The following is a 20,543-nucleotide window of genomic DNA, read 5'->3' on the forward strand; positions in this document are numbered from 1 at the left end:
TGGTTCGAACCGTCCGCTCAACGAACGGAAAAGAACAAAATATCGACATCATGCTCTCAAATTACCTCAAAATTGCCTGGCGGAATCTGACCCGCAACAAAGGATACTCGGCCATTAACATCGGCGGGCTGGCCGTAGGTATGGCCGTCGCCATGCTGATTGGCCTGTGGGTTTGGGACGAACTGTCGTTCAACCAATCGTTTGCCAACTACGACCGCATTGCCCGGGTCATGCAGCACCAATTATTTAACGGCCACATCGGTACGCAGGCGTCTATTCCAGCCCCGCTCGATGCGGAGTTGAAGACCAACTACGGCAGCCATTTCAAACACGTAGCTATAGCTACCTGGGAGGGTGACCGGGTTCTGTCGGTTGGTGATAAAAAGCTCCTGCGGTCGGGCAACTATATGGGTGCCGATATGCCCGAAATCCTGTCGCTACATATGCTGAAAGGGAGTCGGCAGGGACTAGCAGAAATGAATTCTATTTTGCTCTCGGCGTCGACAGCGCGGGCACTTTTTGGCGACGCCAACCCGATGGGTAAACTCATCAACATCGAGGGGCGGGCCAATGTGAAGGTGACGGGCGTATATGAGGACCTGCCGTTCAGCACGGAGTTTCGGAACCTCACGTTCATTGCCCCCTGGAGCCTGTTCGTGTCCATAAGCCCGTGGGTAAAACGGACGCTGGACAATCAGGAGTGGGGCAATAACTCGTTTCAGCTTTTTGTTCAGATCGCCGACAACGTCGATATGCGGACGGTGAGTACACGCATCAAAAACGCCAAGCTGAACAGAATACCCGCTGAAGATCGAAAATATAACCCGACGCTGTTCTTACACCCGATGACCGACTGGCGGCTGTACTCGAACTGGGCAGAAGGTGTACAGGTCGGCGGTTACGTTCAGTACGTCCGACTGTTTGGGCTGGTAGGCATTTTCGTGCTGCTGCTCGCCTGTATCAATTTCATGAACCTCAGCACGGCTCGGTCTGAAAAACGCGCCAAAGAAGTGGGTATTCGCAAGGCCGTCGGGTCGGTACGCGGCCAGCTGGTGAGCCAATTTTTCAGCGAGTCGTTTCTGGTCGTCGGGCTGGCATTCATCGGGGCCGTTTTGCTGATTCTGGCCCTGCTGCCCTGGTTCAATACGGTAGCAGACAAACGCCTTACTTTTCCCTGGACCGAAGCCTTATTCTGGCTGGTTAGTCTGGGCTTCATCGGCATCACTGGGTTGCTGGCGGGTAGTTATCCTGCTTTCTATCTCTCGTCTTTCCAGCCCATCAAAGTGCTGAAGGGGCAGGGGCTCCAGTTTCGCGTGGGCGGGCTGGTGGCGGTTCCTCGCAAAGTACTGGTTGTACTCCAGTTTACGGTTTCCCTGACGCTGATTATCGGCACCGTCATTGTGTACCGGCAGATTCAGCACACCAAGAACCGGCCGCTTGGCTACGACAGCAACGGCCTGGTCATGATGGAAATGCTGTCGCCTGCCTTCTACGGCAAATACGACCTGCTAAAAACCGAGCTGACCAACGCGGGCGTCATTCAGAACATGGCCGAATCGTCCAGCCCGCTTACGGGGGTGTGGTCAAACAGCAGTGACTTTAGCTGGCCCGGCAAAGACCCATCCATTGACCCTGATTTCTCGAATATCTTCGTGACGCATGATTTCGGCAAAACGGTAGGGTGGCAGTTCAGGGAAGGCCGTGATTTCTCGCGCACGTTCACCACCGATTCTTCGGCTGTCATCATCAACGAAGCCGCCGTTAAGTTCATGGGGCTAAAACATCCGATCGGCACGGTTATCCGGCGGGGAGGTCGATTCGATCCACAGGTGAAAGATTTCACGGTTGTGGGGGTTGTCAAAGACGTGCTGGCCGAATCACCTTACGAGCCGGTGAAGCAGGCGATGTACTTCATGGATTACGAGAACGCCAACTGGATCGTGCTCAAACTGAGTCCTAACCGGAGCGCTCGCGAGTCGATGGCTATTATCGAAGCTACGTTCAAAAAATACGTCCCATCGGCTCCGTTTGTCTATCAGTTTGCTGATCAGGAATTCGGCAAAAAGTTTGCGTCGGAAGAGCGAATCGGAACACTGGCAGGTGGTTTTGCGGTGCTGGCCATTTTTATTTCCTGCCTGGGGTTACTTGGGTTGTCTTCATTCACGGCTGAGCAGCGTACCAAAGAAATTGGTGTGCGTAAGGTGCTGGGGGCCAGTTTACTTGATCTGTGGGTGCTTCTCTCAAAAGATTTTATTCTGCTGGTTTGTGCCGCCAGCCTAATTGCCGTACCCATCGCGTACTATTACCTCCGCGAATGGCTGAATGATTACAAGTACCGCACTGACCTGTCGTGGTGGATTTTCGCGGGGGCTGTGCTGGGTACAGTAGCCATTACGTTACTGACCGTCTCGTTTCAAAGCATCCGGGCCGCACTGGTCAACCCGGTCAAATCGCTCCGCAGCGAGTAGGCGCGACCTCTGTCCGGCTTGCCCCAACCGCTGTCCGTTTCTGGACAATACGTAGTGTGCGAATTCCCATCAAAAAGGCCCAGACAGCAATGTCTGGGCCTTTTGCGTTAACTGGCATCTGATTTGATCGACATTATCGGAATAAATAGACAGGCTATGAAACGAGCGTTTTTAGGCGAGTTTGAAGAAGTCGTGCTGCTAACGGTTGCCATCTTGGGCGAAGCCGCCTACGGCGTGACCGTTACGCAGGAAATTGAGGAGCAAACGGGCCGTAGCGTTGGCTTCAGCACCGTGCATACTACGCTGCAACGGCTGGAAGAGAAGGGGTTTCTCACCTCCCAGATGGGTGGCGCTACCGCCGAACGGGGTGGGCGTCGCAAACGGTTTTTTTCCGTTACCGCCGCCGGGCGAAAAGCGCTGATTGACGTGAAGCAGGTACGTACCCAGCTTTGGGAAGCCCTGCCACCCCAATTCCAAATCGCCTGACAAACCCGCTCGCTGCTGATGACACCGCACGCCAACCCGCCCCGCTGGGCCACTACGCTGCTGCGTTGGTGGGGCCACCCCGACACCCGCGAAGAGGTCGAAGGCGATTTGCTCGAACTCTATCCGCACTGGGTACGTACCCAGGGGACTCGCCGGGCCAACTGGCGCTATGCCTTGAGTGCGTTGCGCCTGCTTCGGCCATTTGCTCAGTCGAAACACGTACCTGACCATCAACCCTTTTTTCTCGTTCACCCCGATATGATCCGCAACTACCTGCTGGTGGCGTGGCGCAACCTCACCAAAAATGTTACCTATTCGGCTATCAACATCGTCGGGCTGGCGCTGGGTATGGCGTGTAGCCTGCTCATCGGCCTGTGGGTGTATGACGAAGTAAGCTACGATCGCTTTGTGCCCAACCACGAGCAGATCCACTACGTCCGGGTCAATTTCAGTATGCGGGGCGGCGACACCCAAACCGCCACGGCCACGCCTGGCCCCCTGAGCGAGGCCATTGCCCGCGACGTACCCCAAGTGGCCGTGACGACCAAACTGACGTGGCCGTCGGAGCGGCTGGTGCGGGTGGGTAACAACGTGGCGAAAGAAACAGGCCAATACGCCTCGGCGGGTTTCTTCGATGTGTTTGCGCTACCAGCCGTGGAAGGCAACCCCAAAACGGCGCTGGCCAACCCCAACCAGATCATCATCAGTCAGACGCTGGCCCGGAAGTACTTTTCCGCCGGAAAAGCCCTTGGGCAAACGATTCAGCTCGACAACAACAAGGTGTTTGTGGTGGGCGCGGTGCTGAACGACCTGCCCCACAACTCAACGCTCCGGTTCGACTGGCTGGCCAATTTCAACGCGCAGGAACAGGTCTGGCAAACCGAATGGGGCTTCAATTCGGTGCAGACGTACCTGCGGCTGAAGCCTACTGCCACCGCTCAACAGGCCGAAGCCGCCATGAAAGGCCTCTTCCGGCGCTACACGACCTTCGACAACAAGGAGCAGATTATTCTGCAACCCCTCACCGACATGCACCTCTGGAGCAATTACGAGAATGGCGTGGCCGTGGGCGGGCAAATCGAGTACGTGCGCATTTTCGCCGTAGTGGCCCTGTTTATCCTGCTGATTGCCTGCATCAACTTCATGAACCTGAGCACGGCCCGGTCGGCGTTGCGGGCCAAGGAAGTAGGCGTGCGGAAGGTCGTGGGGGCGGGGCGGTTTGCGCTCATTGGCCAATACCTGAGCGAGTCGATGCTGATGAGCTTGCTGGCTGTGGTGCTGGCGCTGCTGCTCGTCTGGCTGACGCTGCCCACCTTCAACGCCGTCTTCGACAAGCACCTCGCGCTCGACCTGACTAACCCGCTATACTGGCTGGGTATCGGTGGGCTGGTGCTACTTACGGGCGTGTTGGCGGGGAGTTACCCAGCCCTATTTTTGTCGGGGCTGCGGCCCATCCGGATTCTACGCGGCGCCGGTTTTCAGTTCGGGTCGGTATTTCGGGGGCCCGCTCAGTTTCGGCGGTTGCTGGTGGTGGTGCAGTTTTCGCTGTCCATTTTCCTCATCATCGGCATGCTGGCGGTGGGGCGGCAGATGACGTACCTGCGCACCAAACACTTGGGCCTCGACCGCACCGACGTGGTCTATATGCGGCTGGAAGGCACCTTTAATGACTATGAAAAAACCGAAGCGTTTCGGCAGGAATTGCTTCAGCGTCCGTCGGTAGCGTCGGCCACGACCACCGCGCAACTGCCGCTTGACATTCAGAGCAGCACCACCGATCTGCACTGGGCAGGGCAGCCGGCGACGCAGCGGGTAGAGGTGTCGGCTATGTCGGTGGGTAATGATTTTATCAAAACGGCGGGTATTCAATTACTCGACGGGCGCGATTTTCGGCCCAACGCCATCGCCGATACGGCCTGTTATCTGGTCAATGAAGCCGCCGCGAAGCTGATGGGCATGGATAAACCCGTTGGCAAGCAAATCACGTTCTGGTTCGGCAAAGGACCCATCATCGGACTGATGAAGGATTTTCACCTCGGCTCGCTACATCAGCCAATTGGGCCACTGGTGGTGACGTTCATGCCACCGAATGTGCAATACTTACTGGTGAAACCCCGCGCCGGGCAGGCTAAGCAGGCACTGGCCGACCTCGAACGGCTGACCAGCCGGTTCAATCCAAATTACCCGTTTGCGTACCATTTTCTCGACGAGGCCTACGAAAAACTGTACGATCGGGAACAGCAGGTGAGCACGCTCATCAACTACTTCGGCGTATTGGCGATCCTGATCTCCTGCCTGGGTTTGTTTGGACTGGCTACGTTCACCGCCGAGCAACGCACGAAGGAAATCGGTGTGCGCAAGGTGCTGGGCGCCAGTGTAGTGGCCATCGTGCGGTTGCTCTCGGTCGATTTCGTGCGGCTGGTGCTGATCGCGCTGGTGCTGGCGACGCCGCTGGCCTGGTGGGCCGTATCGGCCTGGCTGGGTACGTTCGCCTACAAAATTGAGCTGGGCTGGTGGGTCTTCGCGCTGGCGGGCCTGTTGGCGCTGGGTATCGCCCTGCTGACGGTGAGTTTTCAGAGTATCAAAGCGGCGCTGATGAACCCGGTGCAGTCGTTACGCAGCGAATAAACAACGTACCTAGCTATTCGCGCCGGATCGCTTCCACGGGGTCGAGGCGGGCGGCGCGCATGGCTGGGTACGTACCAAACAGGATGCCGATGACCATGCTGACGCCCACGATAATCAGCAGGGTATTCCAGGTGTAAGCGGCCTGAAACGGTACTTTGGTCATGGCTGAAATGATGGGAACGAACGCCAGCGTGCTCAGGATACCCAATACCAAACCCAGCATGCTGCCGAACGTAGAAATGGTGATCGACTCCGACAGAAATTGCCAGAGAATGTCCCGCTTTTTGGCTCCAAGCGCTTTCCGAACGCCAATTTCGACGGTGCGCTCGGTTACCGAGATCAGCAGCACGTTCATGACGCCGATGCCACCCACCAGTACGGAAATGCCCACGATCAGCCCCATCACGAGGCGAAACAGCATAAACCCCTGCGCCGCCTGACTGACGCGCAATTCGTTGGTGATGATCGAAAAATCGGCCAGCTGGTGGGGCATATTCGCCTTCAGCCAGATTTCGAGCTGTGTTTTCAGCGCAGGTACGTCCTCTACGCGTCCCGCTTCGACGACGCCCATGGGTGGGTTGGCGCGCAGGGCGCTGTCGGATAGTAGGGTCAGGGGCATCAGCAACTGTCCGGCCTTCGCGTCTTTATCCGCCGAAATACCAACGATCGTCAGCGTCAGGTGCTGGTAGGTGAGTTGCTGGCCAATGGCCGTTTGTTCGGGACGCTTCCCCACGATTTGTTTGGCCAGCCGTTGGTTGATAAACGCAACCGACTGTCGGCCAGTCAGTTCAGCCTGGGTAAAGGCTCGGCCATGGAGTAGGGTGAGGTCGGGGTGTAGCGGTAATAGTATGGCGCTGATGAGGGTGCCCACCTTTCGTCCATCGGTTTTCAGCGTCACTTCGCCGTTTTCTCGACTATAGAGGTAAGCCCCCGCCGATACGCGCAGCGATACCCGCATACTGTCGAACCGGGCGGGCGTGAAGTAGGCGTAGTCATCTTTGCGCACCTGTATGTCGTTGACCGATTTGTACAGATTGGGCTGGATCAGCACGGCCTTCAGGTCGGTGGTTTTGGTGATCTGTTCCTGCGCATACTGTTCCATGCCGTCGATCAGGGACAGAATGGCCACCAATGCCGCTACGCCGATCACAATCCCCAAAATGGAGAGAATGGTGTGGAAAAAGCGGGTGCGGATATTTTGCAGGGCGGTTGCAAACGAGAAGACGATCTTTTTCATTAGACGGCGCTAACCAGTAGCGTGGCTGGTAAACCAAAGTAGACAGCTCGTGTAGGCCGTGCAATAGTTATCGGATGGGCGGTTGGATACGTCGGGAAAATAGACTGTCCGTGCATGGTCGAATTCGTCCGTTTACGGACACAATCAGCTATGTATGTTCTTGTTTATCAATACTTTGTGAAAAGGGTATGAGATTTGGTTGGGCATTTATCCAAGCCAACGCCTTGCTGCCCAACCGGTTGGCTAACGCCCTACATTGGTTTTATCAACTCTATCACGTTGATCCACTATGTTTCGTAACTACCTGACTATCGCCCTTCGAACCCTCTGGAAACACCGGGTCCATACGCTCATCAATGGCCTGGGCCTCGCCGTGGCTTTCGGGTCGGCGTTGTTGCTGGGGCTGACCTCCGCTTTCGAGCTGTCGTTCGACCGGTTCCATGCCGACCACGAGCGCCTCTTCAAGCTCTATTTTTCGTCGACTGACCGGGAAGGCAAGCTGAACCATAGCGCGTCGATGCCTTACCCACTGATTCCGGCACTGCGAGCCGAATTCCCCGAGATCGAAGCGGCCACGACCTGGATGACAGGCTCGGGCGGAGTGCGCTACGGCGACAAAGCCCTCAATAAAATGGTCCGCTTCTGCGACGCCGACTTCCTGAAGATGTTCTCGTTTGCGCTCAAAAAAGGCGACGCCAGAACCGCGCTGGCTGATAAGAGCAACATCGTTATCAGCGAGAACATGGCGAAGAACGTATTTGGGGCGGCCAACCCGATGGGTAAATCATTGCTGGTCAACCTCAACGGTACGTTCACCAATGCCATCGTGACGGGCGTCATTGCTGACTTTCCAGACAACTCATCCGTCGACTACGACGCGCTGATGCGCATTGAAAATGCCGCTGTCTATCCGCAGGAACGCACCAACTGGAACCACGGCGATCATGAGGTCTACGTGAAACTGGCCCCATCGGCCACGCAGGCGGGGGTTGAGAAGCGGTTGGAATCGCTGATTCAGAAGTATATGGCCCAGAACCTGAAGGAGCGCAACGAGCAGGGCTACGCCAAAAACGAGCGGGGTCAACAACAAAGTCTGCTGCTGCTGCCGATGCGCGACGTACACTTCGACACCGAAACCGTGGGCGGGCAGGGCGTCAATAAAACATACATCTACACGCTGCTCCTGATAGCCGTGTTTATGGTCTTTATCGCTGGTATCAACTTCGTGAACCTGACGGTGGCGCAGGCTTTTACCCGGGCGCGCGAAGTGGGCGTTCGGAAATCGCTGGGAGCCGGACGCGGGCAGCTCTTTGCTCAGATCTGGGGCGAAACGGGGCTGCTTTGCGGCGTCGCTGTCCTGCTGGGCATCGGGTTGGCTTACATCGCCCGGCCGCAGTTCAATACCTTGTTTCGGGCTAACCTGACCACGGCCGATCTGTCGCAACCACGTACCTGGCTGGGCATCGGAGTGGCGTTTCTGTTCATCACGCTGCTGGCCGGGGGCTACCCGTCGTGGATTATTGCGCGGTTCAACGCCGTGTCGGTGCTGAAAGGGAAGCTGCAAACGGGTCGGCCCGGTCTGTTGCGCAACGGGCTGATTGTGGTTCAGTTCGTGATCGCCAGCCTGCTTATCGTCTGCACGATGGTGATGAATCAGCAGCTGACGTTCCTGCGTGAAATGCCGATGGGCTACACTACCGAACAGGTAATCAGCATTCCGGTTGGCAGTGATCTGGACGGAACCACGAGCCTGCGCCTGCTGCGCGACCGGCTGGCCAATCAACCCAATGTGCTGGCAGTGAGTGGCACCGGCGTCAACATTGGCAATGGGCTGGATGGCTCGTCGTCGCGGCACATGTATGGTTTTCTGTATGGCAAGCGGGAGGTCGGTTGCGACTGGGTGCGGGTCGATACGGATTACCTCAAAACACTCGGGATCAAACTCCTGCAGGGGCGCGACTTCGACCCTACCTATGGGAGTGATTCGAGCCATGCGGTGCTGGTTTCGCAGAGCATGGCCAAGCAGATGGGGGAGAAGAACCCCGTGGGCAAGTTCATTTTGCCTGATTCGTCGAAAGGCAAGTTTCAGGTAGTGGGCGTCATTGCCGATTTCAACCTGTATTCGCTGCACCAGAAAGCGCAACCCATTGTGCTGCACATGGATTCCCGCAGCGCGCCCGTTCGCTACCTGCTGGTACGCGTGGCCCCCAAAAACCTGCCGGGGTCGATGGAGACGGTGAAAGCGGCCTGGAAAGCCATTGCACCCAAACAGGAATTTCTGGGTTCGTTTCTCGACGAAAACACCGACCGCTGGTACCGCCGCGAAGCCCGCCTGAGCCACCTCTTTACCACCGCCGCCGGGATCGCCATCTTCTTGTCGTGCATGGGCTTGTTTGCCATCGCCGTGCTCCGTATCGAGCAGCGAACCAAAGAAATTGGGGTACGTAAGGTGTTGGGCGCCAGTGTATTCAGTATCGTGTCAATGCTGAATCAGGATTTTCTCAAACTGGTCTTGGTGGCTGTCGCATTGGCTTCGCCGCTGGCCTGGTGGGCCATGTCGAGCTGGCTGGCTGATTTCGCCTACCGCACGCCAATCAGCTGGTGGATTTTCGCACTGGCAGGCCTGTTGGCCGTGGGCATCGCCTTCCTGACGGTGTCATTCCAGAGTATCAAAGCCGCCTTGATGAACCCGGTTAAGAGTCTACGAAGTGAATAAACACTGACGACTATGTGGAGCAGCTACGTCAAAATTGCCTGGCGCAATCTGATTCGGAACAAGATGTTCTCAGCGATCAACGTCATCGGGTTGGCGTTGGGTCTGGCTAGCAGCATCCTCATTTTACTGTGGGTACAAGACGAACGCAGTGTAGGTACTCAATACCCCAATGCTCGGCAGCTTTACCGAGTAATGGAACATGAAATAGCCGATGGGCGAATTGTAACGGATGAAGACACGCCCGGTATTCTGGCCGATGAACTGAAGCGAGTCCTGCCCGAAGTCCGTTACGCCGCTGGTTTTTCCAGCCCCGAAGAGCACGTTTTGCAGGGTGGGAAAAAGACGACCCGACAAGAGGGGCATTTTGCCGGGGCAGACTGGTTCCGTATGTATAGCCTTCCATTGCTGGCGGGTTCGACCGAGTCGGCGCTTACGGGCCCTAACAGCATCGCTATTTCTCAAAAACTGGCTGTTCTTTATTTTGATACACCACAGCAGGCGATCGGCAAAACGTTGCGCATCGACAACTGGCAGACCTATCAGGTGACGGCTGTTTTCGAGAACCTGGCGCCGGGCACAACCGAGCCCTACGAGTATTTGATCAACTGGCAGGCTTATCTGGCGCGCGAGCCCTGGCTCAACGTGTGGGAAAACGCAGGCCCCGGCACCCGGGTGCAACTCCGGGCCGACGCCGACCCCGAAAAAGTAGGGCACAAGCTCAGAACGTTTCTGAAGGGCCGCAACAAAGACATCGGTCCCTATTTCGGTATCGATCTGTTTTTGCAACCCGAGACGGAAGCCTATCTGTACTCCCATTTTACAGACGGGCATCGCGACGGCGGCCGCATCGATTACGTCCGGCTGTTTATTGTCGTCGCGTTATTTCTGCTGCTCATTGCGGGCGTTAACTTCATGAATCTGGCAACGGCCCGGTCGGTGAAGCGAGCTCGGGAAGTGGGGGTACGCAAGGCAATCGGTGCCGAACGGGCTGCATTGATCGGGCAGTTTATCAGCGAAGCTATCTTGTTGACTGCCCTTGCGCTGGTGGTTGCTGTTTTGCTTGTTAATCTGCTCTTGCCTGTCTTTAACCAGCTGACCAGCAAGCAACTCGCCTTGCCGTTAGGGCAGCCGTCAACCTGGGTGGCATTGGTAAGTATACTGCTGGCGATGGGTTTATTGTCGGGTAGCTATCCTGCTTTCTTTCTATCGTCGCTCAATCCGGTGCAGGTCCTGAAGGGTAGCTTTCGCGTAGGGGGCGGTGCACAGGCGGTTCGGCGGGTGCTGGTTATCGTTCAGTTTGGGTTGTCGATGCTGCTGATCGTGGGGACACTCGTCATATACCGGCAGTTACAATACATTCAGCAAAAGAACCTGGGCTTCAACCGCACAAACTTGATTCAGTTTGCGCTGGAAGGGGCACTTGTCCCCAATTACTCGACATTCAAGAATCAACTGCTTCAACTACCCGGTATACAGGCCGTTACCTACGCAAAATCGGGTCCGTTAGGCAACAACAACACAAGCGATGGCGTGAACTGGCCTGGCAAAGACCCGACGGCAGCGATTCAGTTTACCATGACGGCCGTAGGCTACGATTTCACGAAAGCAATGGGTGTGCAACTGAGTCAGGGGCGCGACTATTCGGCTGATTTCAGGGCCGATACTGCCAACTACCTGATTAATCAGGCAGCGGCAGACCGAATCGGATACAAAGATCCTATCGGTAAACCACTAACGGTTTGGGGTAAACCGGGTATGATCATCGGCGTGTTGAAAAACTACCATTTTAACTCGTTACATAAAGCCATTCGGCCGCTAGTTGTTCGTTTTCAGCATAAAGGCGATGCGGGCGTGGTTATGGTACGTACCCAGCCAGGCCAAACCCAACAGGCTATTGCGAGTCTGGAGGCCGTTTGTCGGCGATTGAACCCGGCGTTCCCGTTCACGTATTCGTTTGTCGATGCCGATTTTGCGAAGCAATACCGCAGCGAAACAGTGGTGAGCCGTCTGGCTACGCTGTTTGCAGGCCTTGCTATTTTCATTGCCTGTCTGGGTCTGTTTGGGCTGGCGGCGTTCATGGCCGAGCAGCGAACCAAAGAGATTGGCGTGCGGAAGGTGCTGGGGGCCAGTGTGAGCGGCATCGTGACGTTGCTGAGCAAAGACTTTCTCAAACCCGTGCTCATAGCTATTCTGATTGCCTCACCACTGGCCTGGTGGACTATGTCGAACTGGCTATCCGGTTTTGCTTACCGCATTGACCTATCCTGGTGGCTTTTTGCCGTGGCAGGCTTGCTGGCCGTAGGCATCGCCTTCCTGACGGTCAGCTTCCAAAGTATCAAAGCCGCCCTGATGAACCCGGTTAAGAGTTTACGAAGCGAATAAGTAATGTACAATGTATGATGTACAATGAACGGTGGCGGTTATGATCTGAACAAGGTGCTTATTCGTTAGCAAGCCCATTGTGCATTATACATCGCGCATTGTACATTCAACTACACCCTCTCTTATCTTATGTCATACATCGCTATACCAATCCCCAACGTACCTGGCAAGCAGGACATCGAAATTGAGGTAACCATCAATGGGCAGAAACAGGCGTTGCACTACCGCGTCGAGCTGTTCTACTGGGCCGACTGCGCCGTGCCCAGCTTCGACCGCGTCGAATGCATTCAGCAGCTACTGGCTACCTATGATCAGGACTGGTCGCTTTATTACATCGGCGCCCCAACCGACGAGTTTGTACCCGTCACATTTGTGCGTAAGGAAGACCTTCTCAAACAACGCCGCCTGCGACAGATGGCGTAGGCGCATCACCGACTAGCGGGTATAAAGCGCTCCTTTGGCGATGGTCGATTCGTATTCGTAGTTGATCGTTTCCAGGAACTTGCCCGTTACCCAGCCAATGTCGGCGTTTCGGATAAAAACGAAGCGCTTGGGCGAGCCGTTGCCATTGTAGGCGTTGATGGTGGCCTCCAGCAGCGCAATGCCCGCGATCAGTTGCTTTTGCGTCAGCTGGTTTTGTACCTGGGTAATGTCCTGGGTGGCTTTGTCGCGGGTGGCGGCGTCGCTCACCACCGACAGGTCGGGCTTCACCAGCGTCGAGTAGTCGTCCATCACCAGCTTTTTAAATCGGGCAATATCGGCCGGGCTGATGGGTACGGCGGTCGTCTGCGCTTTTTCCGGGTGCAGGTACGTTACCAGCGCCAGCGCCGTCGCCCCACCCACGCCCACCGTCGGGCGCTCCATGATACCCGCTGGTACGTTGATGGGGGGCAACGCACGGATAACGCGTTGCGCTTCCCGTTTGTAGGCGTCGATACCCAGCGAACGCTTCGGGTCGATCTGACTAACCAGTGTGTTTACGCCAACGGGCACCGTCACCTGATGAAATGTTTTCCGGTCGTCGAAATAGCCGCCTGTGATGTTATCGCTGCCGATATTGAGGGCTGAGGTTGATGGCCAGACTTTGCGCGGAATCGCGCCGACCGTGAACAGTTCGGCTTCGCGAGCGGCGTTGAGGGTGGTATCGATCCGAATCGTAGCACCGTTGGGCAGCGCCGACATTAACTGATCATAGAGCCGATTGCGGTTGACGGCACTTCCCCGAACGTCGTTGTCGAACACGATGAAAACCCGCTCATTGGGAATGCTGTAATGCCGGATCGAGTCGAGGCATTCCTGAAGCGCCAGCCGCTCTTTGCCGAACGAATTGGCCGCGTCGGCAACCAGCGACACATCGGGAAGGTTGATCACCGTCCGGATGTCTTTTTCGTAGAAATCGCTTTCGTACTGCGTCTTGAAAATGGCCAGTTTCATGCCCGACGCCCCAATCTGGATACCGGCATACAGGTTCTTGCCCGAAATATCCCGGATCACTTCGTTGACGCCCCACGCACTGGCTACGTATTTAAGCTGCGCGTACTGCGACCGCGCGCGAGTCAGGTAGCGTAGGGCCGGGTCCGATTCCCGCAGGTCGTTGTAGGAGAGGCCCAGCAATTCGTTGGCAACGGCTTTCCAGTACAGGTTTTTGTTGACAGCCGGTAAGGCACGTTTCAGCAGGCTAACCGACTCCTCCGACTTATTGACGGCGCGCAACGTGTTGGCCAGTTTGATGTAATGGATCGCCTGGGTAACCGAGCGGGCATTTTGCGCCATTCCGACCGAGACCGAGGTGGAAAACAGAATGAGGGTGCTGAGCAGGTAGTTGATCGAAGACATAAGAAAACAGAATTAACGCGTCTGCCGGGGCTTGTTGAGAAGGCGCTCCAGTTCGCTTTCGGCACTGGTTTGGGGTACTGCCGCTGCCGTTGGTGGGGGCGGCGTTGGGCGGGAAGGCCGTTTGGCCACACTGCTGACCCGCAGACTCGTTGGTGAACCTGCCAGTTTAGTCGAATCGGTGGGGGGCTGAACCTGAGCCGCTACAGCTTTGGGGGCCGGTTTGTCGGCCGTGCCAGCCCGATGCTGGGCGGCCGTGCGCTGACGAACAATGTCTGAGGCGTCGAGTTGGGTTGCCTCGGCAAAATCAATGGCAGGCACCGGCTTGTCGCTCAGCACATACTGAAGCGTATCGTAACGCAGCGTTGTGTGGGGGGTCGCCAGTGCCACCTGCTCCGCTGCTTTCAAGTGCCGGGTTTGTGTATCGTATTTCCCTTGCAGGCTGGTCAGGATGTTCGGCCCATCGGAGAAACGACTTTCGCCTTTGTACTGAACAGCGCCCGTAATCAGGTTGTAATCGAGGCGGGCGGTGGTTAATTCGGCACTGTTGTGCTCAAAAATCACGTTGCCCGCAAAAGTTGCTTTTTGGGTAGCGCCGTCGTAGCGTAGGGAATCACTGCTACTGGTGATGGAGTCGCCCTGAACAACCCGGATATGGCCGTGGGCGATGATTCGGTCGGTGGCGAGCTGATGGATGGCTTCGTCGCAGAAAAACTGCGTACCCCGGTGGTGCAGCCGCACGTTGTTGGCATACCGGCGGATGCCCGTACTGGGTGAGGTGACTTCGGTTTCGCCGGGAACGGCCACAATGGCAATGGTATCACGCCCGACTTTAGCCGTTGGGGGTTGCTGCTGAGCCAGCGCCTGAACCGACGCGCCTATAAGCCATGTTGCCAGGCAAGTTTTAATCATTTCTACGCCGTTCCGTGGGCCGTGACCGTTGCGTTCTCAACGGAGATACGTAGAAATACCAGCTGCGGATTGCTGAGATGCCCACTTTTTTTGGTGTCATCTCAGCAATCCGCAGCCCACATCGCCGCCTGTACCGCTGGTTATACCACACCCAACCGGTCGAACTGCCGCCCCAGGATAGCCGTGTCGTCTACATCGAGCCAGTCGTGCAGGAGTGTGGCGTAAATGCTTCGGAAATCGACCGAGTAACGCAGGTCGCCTTCGTCAAGGTCGGTGAGGGTCGGGGCGGGGTTAAATACGCGCCGGTTGCCCGTGCCGCCAATCAGGAAGACGTTGTTGGCCGTGCCGTGGTCGGTGCCGTTGCTGGCGTTCTGTTTTACTCGGCGCCCAAATTCCGAGAAGGTCATCAGCAGCACGTCCTGAACGCGCCCGGCTTCTTTCATGTCGCGCATGAACGTACCCACGGCCTCGCCGTACTGGCGCAGGAGCCGCTCCTGTTGCCCCGGCTGGTTGATGTGCGTATCAAACCCGCTGAGCGAAATGTAATACACGCTCGTGTCGACGCCTGCCCGAATCAGCTGCGACACCGTGCGCAGCCGGTTGCCCAACTCGTGGTTTGGGTACGTCGTGTTGGGGCTGACGGTCTTGGTCTTGTCAAACACATACGCCGCCGATGAAGTTGTTTCGGCCAGGGTTTTGTACAGGTAGGCGGCCTGCTGATGATCGTCGTCGTGCGCGTGCGCCAGCGCGTCGATGAGCGGGCCGCGCGTTTGGTTGTAGAGCTTCTTCGGGTCGAGCACGGCCAGAGCGTTGAGCTTGTCGCCTTTCATGGCCAGGCTCAGCGTGTCGTCGACCTCGATGGCCTGATGCGGGCCAACCGCCTTTGCGCCGGGCTGTGCTTTGCCCGAGCAGGATGCGTCGAGGTAACGGCCCACCCAGCCCGTATTCAGGTACTGATCCGAATTGCTGGCCGTGTGCCAGATATCCATCGACCGGAAGTGCGAGCGGTCGGGGTTGGGGTACCCCACGTTGTTGATCACCGTGAGTAGTCCGTCGTCATACAGCGCCCGTAGTGGTTCAAGAGCGGGGTTGAGGCCGACCTCGTCGTTTAGTGTCAGAACCTTTTCGCGCGGAATGGCAATACCGGGCCGTTCGCGGTAATAGATATCGTTACGGTAAGGAATAACCGTGTTCAAGCCGTCGTTACCGCCCGAAAGCTGCACCACGACCAGCACCTTCCCCGACTGGGGACCAAGCCCCAACTGCCGGTTTGCCATAGCCTGTGCCTCAAACGCTTTCAGGAAGGAGGGAATCAGCAGGGTGCCTGCCGCAGCAAGGCCTGAATGTTGGAGAAAATCGCGTCGTTTCATGGGGGAGAGGCTTGAGGCCTGGGGCGGAGGGTTTGGGGGAACGGAACGCGATTGCGTTATCATCACCAAGCCCTCCGCCCCAGGCTCCGGGCCGGTTAACAGAGTTGATATTCGGGTAAAGTCATCATGGCGGTGGCCAGCGTGCGAATCTGGTCAGGCCCCGACTGACCCGGTTTCAGTTGCCGTAGCAAGAGGGCTTTCTGGTCGGGGTGCAGGGGCCAGGGAAGCAGACAGGCCGCCAGCGCCTCGGGCAACTGACTGTCGGCGGCGGCTTCGTTGGTCAGTTCCAGATAGGGTCGCTGAAAGCCGGCCCAATCTACCAGCGTCGTAAACTGCGCCGCGCCTTTGCGGTCGAGCGGTTGCAGGTTCACGTCGCCATCGTCTTTTGGCCGGATGGGTACGTTCACATTCTTGAACACGTACTCGGGCAGGCGCATCCTGAACAGCAAACTCGACGAGTCGATCCAGTTGCGGCCGCCGGGCCAGCCCGCTACGTTGGGCGGATAGAGCAGCAACTGCCCCAGCGTTCGTTGAATAAACACCTGCGGCTGCGGATCGCTGAAAACCATCCCGAAGGTGTGGCGCATGCCAATCAGCAGTTCGACCGGCGATTTGATGTGCGCCCCCACGTTGGCCGGGTCAAAAAACCAGTCGGCCGTGAAGATCGCTTCCATCAGATCCGCGATGTCGTAGTTCGATTTGTAAAATCGGCGGCTGAGTTCGTCGACGTGCTGGCTGTTGACAGTTTCATTGACGAACTCCCGGTAGATTTTGGTGGTCACGTGCCGGGCCGTCTGCGGGTTTTTCAGCAGCAGTTGCAGCACATCGTCACCCCGGAACGTACCTGTCTGGCCAAACAATGTCTTGGCGCCGTCGTCGTGTACGCGCTCGCGGAAGACAAACTCGCCGTCGGGCGTAAACTGCCAGCCCGTAAAAGCGCGGGCAGCCTCTTTCACGTCGTGTTCGGTGTAGTGCGGTGTGCCGGTCGTCGACTTGCCCAGCGTAAACAACTCCATCACTTCGCGGGCGAAGTTCTCGTTGGGGGCGTTTTTGCGGTTCTGCTGGTTGTTCAGGAATTGCAGCATGGCGGGCGTTTTCGAAACAGCCAGCAGCATCTCGCCGAAATTACCCAGCGCGTGCTGCCGCAGTACATTCACATAGTCGAGTACCAGCTTGGGTTTCTGGTTGATGCGGCAGGCAAAGTGGTTGTGCCAGAACAAGGCCATTTTCTCACGCATAGCGGCCCGGCTGGTTGCCATGTGGTTGATCCACTGTACATTGATGTCACGCTGCGCCACGGCTGCCATCTTGATTTTAGCCTTCAACTGTTCCCGGCTGATCACTCCGTCGCGCATCAGTTGTTTGGCCTCGTTCTTATTCATCACAGGCTGTCCGGGGTTAGCGTCGTCGGTACCAAGGGGCATTTGTAGCGGCTCGAAGGTCTGGCTGTCGGCCAAAAGCTGCCGAACCACCTTCCGGACGGGCTGCCGGTGGGTATCCTGAAGCTGAGCGGGCGTGGCACCAAACGCCGCGCGGGCAAACAAATGACGTAGTTGCGGTTGCGTGATCCGTTCCATCATCGATTGGGCTATTTCCGTTAGAGTAACAACGAATGAGATGGTTTAGTGGTACGGGGTAATAAGGATCATTGGGCCGCGCCGTCATTGCTTGTTTTTTGTAACGAATGACCATCAATTCCACGCCTTAGCGACCGCCCAAAAAACTTTCGCATTTTGGATAAAAAACGACCCCATTCGACGTTTATGAATCGACTATTTCCCACAACACGACACCATGCTGACGCCTTCTGAACAAGCCCGCTATCAAAAACACCTGAACCTGCCCGAGTGGGGTACCGAGGGCCAACTTCTCGTTAAGAAAGCCCGCGTACTCGTCGTTGGGGCGGGCGGATTAGGTTGTCCCGTTCTTCAATACCTAACGGCGGCTGGCGTTGGGCGGATTGGCGTGGTCGATCCCGACGTGGTTGATTTAAGCAACCTCCAACGGCAGGTGCTGTATACGACCGGCGACGTGGGGCAGCCCAAAGCTAAAGTAGCCGTTGCCCGCCTTCAGCGCCTAAATCCCGAACTGCGCCTGGATGCCCACGTGCAGGCCCTCGACCTCAACAACGCCCGGGCCTTGATTGACGCCTACGATGTTGTAGTCGACTGCACCGACAATTTCAGCGTGCGATATCTGGTCAACGATGTCTGCGTAACGCTGGGCAAACCGTTTGTCTACGGTGCCATTCACCGGTTCGAAGGGCAGGTCGCTATTTTCAACGCCCTGTTGCCCGACGGGCAGCGCGGCCCGACTTACCGGTGCGTGTTTCCAGAAAGCCCAAGCCAGATGGAGATTCCGAACTGCGCCGAAACGGGTGTTCTGGGTGTGCTGCCGGGCGTGATCGGTACGTATCAGGCGAGCGAAGTGCTGAAACTGCTGACGGGTATTGGCGAGCCCCTCACCGACCGCCTGCTTATGACCGATCTGCTCACCTACACGACCCGCACGGTGCGTATCCGGCGCCGAGCCGATGCCGACGAGCAAGCGCGGCAGGCACTGGCCGCCCGTCTACAATCGACCAAACCCACCACAGGGAAGCCGCAAAAGCTGACTCCCCGCGAACTGTCGGATCGGCTGGCTAGTGGCGAAAATATTTTTCTGCTGGATGTGCGCGAACGGGAAGAGTTCGATTTCTGTCACCTTGATGGCGCCGTTCTGATTCCGGTTAGTCTGATCCCGACGGAAGCGGGCAAGGGCCACAGCCGCATTCCAACCGACCGGCCTGTAGTAGTGTATTGCCATCACGGCATCCGCTCGGCCAACGTAGCCAACTACCTCTATGCGCAGGCCGGCTATAACAACCTCTACAACCTCGACGGGGGGATTCACGCCTGGGCCCAGCAAGTCGAGCCCGATATGGTGACGTATTGAATGAATAATGCACGATGTACAATGTACAATGGCTGTGTTCGGCCACATTGTACATTGTACATCGTGCATTATTCATTTACTAGATCGCTCATGATCTTGGCGGAGAGCAGGCAGAGCGGGATTCCGCCGCCGGGATGAACGCTGCCACCGACGAAGTAGAGATTATCGAACTCGTGGGAGAAATTGGCGTGGCGCAGAAAGGCTGCAAACCGGTTGTTGCTGCTATTACCATACAGCGCACCCTGTGAGCTTGAGGTACGGGCTTCGATGCTACGCGGGTCCAGAATGCTTTCCGTTTCAATCAACGTACCCACATCAACGCCCAATGCGTGGCTCAGCTTGCGGATGACATTCTGCCGGGCCTGATCGATGATTTTATCCCAGTCCTGCCCGGTATTGTTGGGCGCATTGAGCAGGATAAACCAGTTTTCCCGGCCCGTCGGGGCATCGTCGGCCTTGAGTTTGCTGGTGATATTCAGGTAGATCGTCGGGTCGTCGTACAACTGGTTTTGCCCAAACAACTGCGCAAATTCTTCCCGATAATCACTACTGAAAACGATGTTATGCAGCCCCAGCTCGTCGAAGGTGCGGTTGATCCCCCAGTAGAAAATCAGGCCCGAACTCGATTTGGGTTGCCGCAGAATCCGCTCCGGCTGTTTAGCGTTGGGTAACAGCTTCCGGAATGTGTTTACCACATCCATATTCGAGATGAGTAGATCCGCTTCGACCACCCCTCTGCCTTCGACCCGTAGCCTAACTACTCGCTTGCCGCTCGTAACTACCTCGTCGACCCGTGTATTGAAGTGGAACCGCACACCCAGATCCTGTGCTAGTTGCACCAGGCTGTTGGTAATGCTCACCATGCCGCCAGTTGGGAAAAAAGCCCCAATGTTGTATTCGAGGTGTGGGATGATATTCAGCGTAGCGGGCGTCTGGTACGGGTCAGAGCCGTTGTACGTGGCGTAGCGGTTGAACAACTGCACCAGCTTGGGGTGCCGGAAGCGCCGTTCGTTGGCTGCATTCATCGTGCCGAATACACCCAGTTTTGGCAGGCTAACGTACCCACGCCAGGCATCACGGCCCACCCACGTACCCAGCCGGTGCAATGACTTGTGCAGAAACAGCTTCTCCGTGACATCGTATTTAAAGGCGCTGTCCTGCAAGTGATCGAGCAGGTGTTGCCCCGGTTCGCTCAGTACCGATTCGATTTCGGCGGCAAAGCGGGCATGATCGGCCCAGGCGGTCAGGCGGGTGTGGTCGTCCCAGAAATACCGGCAGGTTTCGTCGAGTCGGTTATACCGGAAATAATCAGCCGGGTTGCGGCCCGCCAGCCGGAAGAGTTCGTCGACCAGATGAGGCATCGTGAACAGCGACGGACCGGCATCGAAGCGGTATACGCCGCCATCAGGCGCTACCTGCTCAAAGGACGAAAGCTTGCCACCCGGATACGCATTGGCTTCAAAGACGTCGACGTCGTAGCCTTGCGTGGCCAGCCGAATCGCCGAAGCAATGCCCGCAATACCCGCTCCAATAATGGCCGCTTTCATGTTGAAGATGACAACAAATGCACAATGAAT

At 56.8% G+C, this 20,543-nt stretch carries 13 protein-coding genes; 7 read left to right on the forward strand and 6 right to left on the reverse strand.

Features of this window, described 5'->3' with window-relative positions:
* Window positions 1-50 precede the first annotated feature (50 nt).
* The 3 genes from ACAW74_RS20555 to ACAW74_RS20565 all read left to right on the forward strand — a co-directional run bounded on the left by ACAW74_RS20555 (window position 51) and on the right by ACAW74_RS20565 (window position 5,582).
* Window positions 51-2,468, forward strand: a complete 2,418-nt coding sequence (locus ACAW74_RS20555; protein ID WP_370700107.1) for an ABC transporter permease — start codon at window positions 51-53, stop codon at window positions 2,466-2,468.
* Between the two features lie 156 nt (window positions 2,469-2,624).
* Window positions 2,625-2,954, forward strand: coding sequence for a PadR family transcriptional regulator (locus tag ACAW74_RS20560; protein ID WP_370700108.1), 330 nt, complete (start codon window positions 2,625-2,627; stop codon window positions 2,952-2,954).
* A gap of 18 nt (window positions 2,955-2,972) precedes the next feature.
* Window positions 2,973-5,582, forward strand: coding sequence for an ABC transporter permease (locus ACAW74_RS20565; RefSeq protein WP_370700109.1), 2,610 nt, complete (start codon window positions 2,973-2,975; stop codon window positions 5,580-5,582).
* 13 nt (window positions 5,583-5,595) lie between these two features.
* Here the strand turns inward: ACAW74_RS20565 and ACAW74_RS20570 are convergent, their stop codons facing one another.
* Window positions 5,596-6,819 carry an ABC transporter permease gene (locus tag ACAW74_RS20570; RefSeq protein WP_370700110.1) on the reverse strand — a complete coding sequence of 408 codons (1,224 nt, stop codon included), beginning with the start codon at window positions 6,817-6,819 and terminating at the stop codon, window positions 5,596-5,598.
* A 289-nt stretch (window positions 6,820-7,108) separates the two neighbouring features.
* On the opposite strand from ACAW74_RS20570, the gene ACAW74_RS20575 reads away from it, so the two are divergent.
* The 3 genes from ACAW74_RS20575 (at window position 7,109) to ACAW74_RS20585 (ending at window position 12,340) form a co-directional block, all read left to right on the forward strand.
* Complete coding sequence (locus ACAW74_RS20575) at window positions 7,109-9,535, forward strand: ABC transporter permease (protein ID WP_370700111.1); 2,427 nt, start codon at window positions 7,109-7,111, stop codon at window positions 9,533-9,535.
* A gap of 12 nt (window positions 9,536-9,547) precedes the next feature.
* Window positions 9,548-11,917: an ABC transporter permease gene (locus tag ACAW74_RS20580; RefSeq protein ID WP_370700112.1), complete on the forward strand. Its 2,370-nt coding sequence runs from the start codon at window positions 9,548-9,550 to the stop codon at window positions 11,915-11,917.
* Between the two features lie 129 nt (window positions 11,918-12,046).
* The gene (locus ACAW74_RS20585; RefSeq protein WP_370700113.1) at window positions 12,047-12,340 is read left to right on the forward strand and encodes a hypothetical protein; all 294 of its coding nucleotides are present in this window, start codon (window positions 12,047-12,049) and stop codon (window positions 12,338-12,340) included.
* 12 nt (window positions 12,341-12,352) lie between these two features.
* On the opposite strand, the gene ACAW74_RS20590 is transcribed toward ACAW74_RS20585, so the two are convergent.
* From ACAW74_RS20590 to ACAW74_RS20605, 4 genes are all read right to left on the reverse strand, one after another.
* Window positions 12,353-13,753 (reverse strand): tetratricopeptide repeat protein, encoded by a 1,401-nt coding sequence (locus ACAW74_RS20590; RefSeq protein ID WP_370700114.1) that lies wholly within the window; start codon window positions 13,751-13,753, stop codon window positions 12,353-12,355.
* A 12-nt stretch (window positions 13,754-13,765) separates the two neighbouring features.
* On the reverse strand, window positions 13,766-14,662 hold the full coding sequence (locus tag ACAW74_RS20595; protein WP_370700115.1) for an OstA-like protein: 897 nt from the start codon (window positions 14,660-14,662) through the stop codon (window positions 13,766-13,768).
* Between the two features lie 140 nt (window positions 14,663-14,802).
* On the reverse strand, window positions 14,803-16,032 hold the full coding sequence (locus ACAW74_RS20600) for a DUF1501 domain-containing protein (protein WP_370700116.1): 1,230 nt from the start codon (window positions 16,030-16,032) through the stop codon (window positions 14,803-14,805).
* Window positions 16,033-16,127: 95 nt separating this feature from the next.
* Window positions 16,128-17,612 carry a DUF1800 domain-containing protein gene (locus ACAW74_RS20605; protein WP_370700117.1) on the reverse strand — a complete coding sequence of 495 codons (1,485 nt, stop codon included), beginning with the start codon at window positions 17,610-17,612 and terminating at the stop codon, window positions 16,128-16,130.
* A gap of 214 nt (window positions 17,613-17,826) precedes the next feature.
* Between ACAW74_RS20605 and moeB the strand changes: the two genes are divergently transcribed.
* Complete coding sequence (gene moeB / locus ACAW74_RS20610; protein WP_370700118.1) at window positions 17,827-18,966, forward strand: molybdopterin-synthase adenylyltransferase MoeB; 1,140 nt, start codon at window positions 17,827-17,829, stop codon at window positions 18,964-18,966.
* 68 nt (window positions 18,967-19,034) lie between these two features.
* On the opposite strand, the gene crtD is transcribed toward moeB, so the two are convergent.
* Window positions 19,035-20,513, reverse strand: coding sequence for a 1-hydroxycarotenoid 3,4-desaturase CrtD (gene crtD, locus ACAW74_RS20615; RefSeq protein ID WP_370700119.1), 1,479 nt, complete (start codon window positions 20,511-20,513; stop codon window positions 19,035-19,037).
* Window positions 20,514-20,543 lie beyond the last annotated feature (30 nt).

Origin of the sequence: Fibrella musci (assembly GCF_041321105.1) — a bacterium.
Taxonomy (GTDB): domain Bacteria; phylum Bacteroidota; class Bacteroidia; order Cytophagales; family Spirosomataceae; genus Fibrella; species Fibrella musci.

Excerpts from the sequence above, each read along its gene's own strand:
- ACAW74_RS20585 (WP_370700113.1), top strand. The coding sequence starts at position 12,047 with ATGTCATACATCGCTATACCAATCCCCAACGTACCTGGCAAGCAGGAC.
- ACAW74_RS20590 (WP_370700114.1), bottom strand. The coding sequence starts at position 13,753 with ATGTCTTCGATCAACTACCTGCTCAGCACCCTCATTCTGTTTTCCACC.
- ACAW74_RS20600 (WP_370700116.1), bottom strand. The coding sequence starts at position 16,032 with ATGAAACGACGCGATTTTCTCCAACATTCAGGCCTTGCTGCGGCAGGC.
- ACAW74_RS20575 (WP_370700111.1), top strand. The coding sequence starts at position 7,109 with ATGTTTCGTAACTACCTGACTATCGCCCTTCGAACCCTCTGGAAACAC.
- ACAW74_RS20580 (WP_370700112.1), top strand. The coding sequence starts at position 9,548 with ATGTGGAGCAGCTACGTCAAAATTGCCTGGCGCAATCTGATTCGGAAC.
- ACAW74_RS20555 (WP_370700107.1), top strand. The coding sequence starts at position 51 with ATGCTCTCAAATTACCTCAAAATTGCCTGGCGGAATCTGACCCGCAAC.
- moeB (WP_370700118.1), top strand. The coding sequence starts at position 17,827 with ATGCTGACGCCTTCTGAACAAGCCCGCTATCAAAAACACCTGAACCTG.
- ACAW74_RS20560 (WP_370700108.1), top strand. The coding sequence starts at position 2,625 with ATGAAACGAGCGTTTTTAGGCGAGTTTGAAGAAGTCGTGCTGCTAACG.
- ACAW74_RS20595 (WP_370700115.1), bottom strand. The coding sequence starts at position 14,662 with ATGATTAAAACTTGCCTGGCAACATGGCTTATAGGCGCGTCGGTTCAG.
- ACAW74_RS20565 (WP_370700109.1), top strand. The coding sequence starts at position 2,973 with ATGACACCGCACGCCAACCCGCCCCGCTGGGCCACTACGCTGCTGCGT.
- crtD (WP_370700119.1), bottom strand. The coding sequence starts at position 20,513 with ATGAAAGCGGCCATTATTGGAGCGGGTATTGCGGGCATTGCTTCGGCG.
- ACAW74_RS20570 (WP_370700110.1), bottom strand. The coding sequence starts at position 6,819 with ATGAAAAAGATCGTCTTCTCGTTTGCAACCGCCCTGCAAAATATCCGC.
- ACAW74_RS20605 (WP_370700117.1), bottom strand. The coding sequence starts at position 17,612 with ATGATGGAACGGATCACGCAACCGCAACTACGTCATTTGTTTGCCCGC.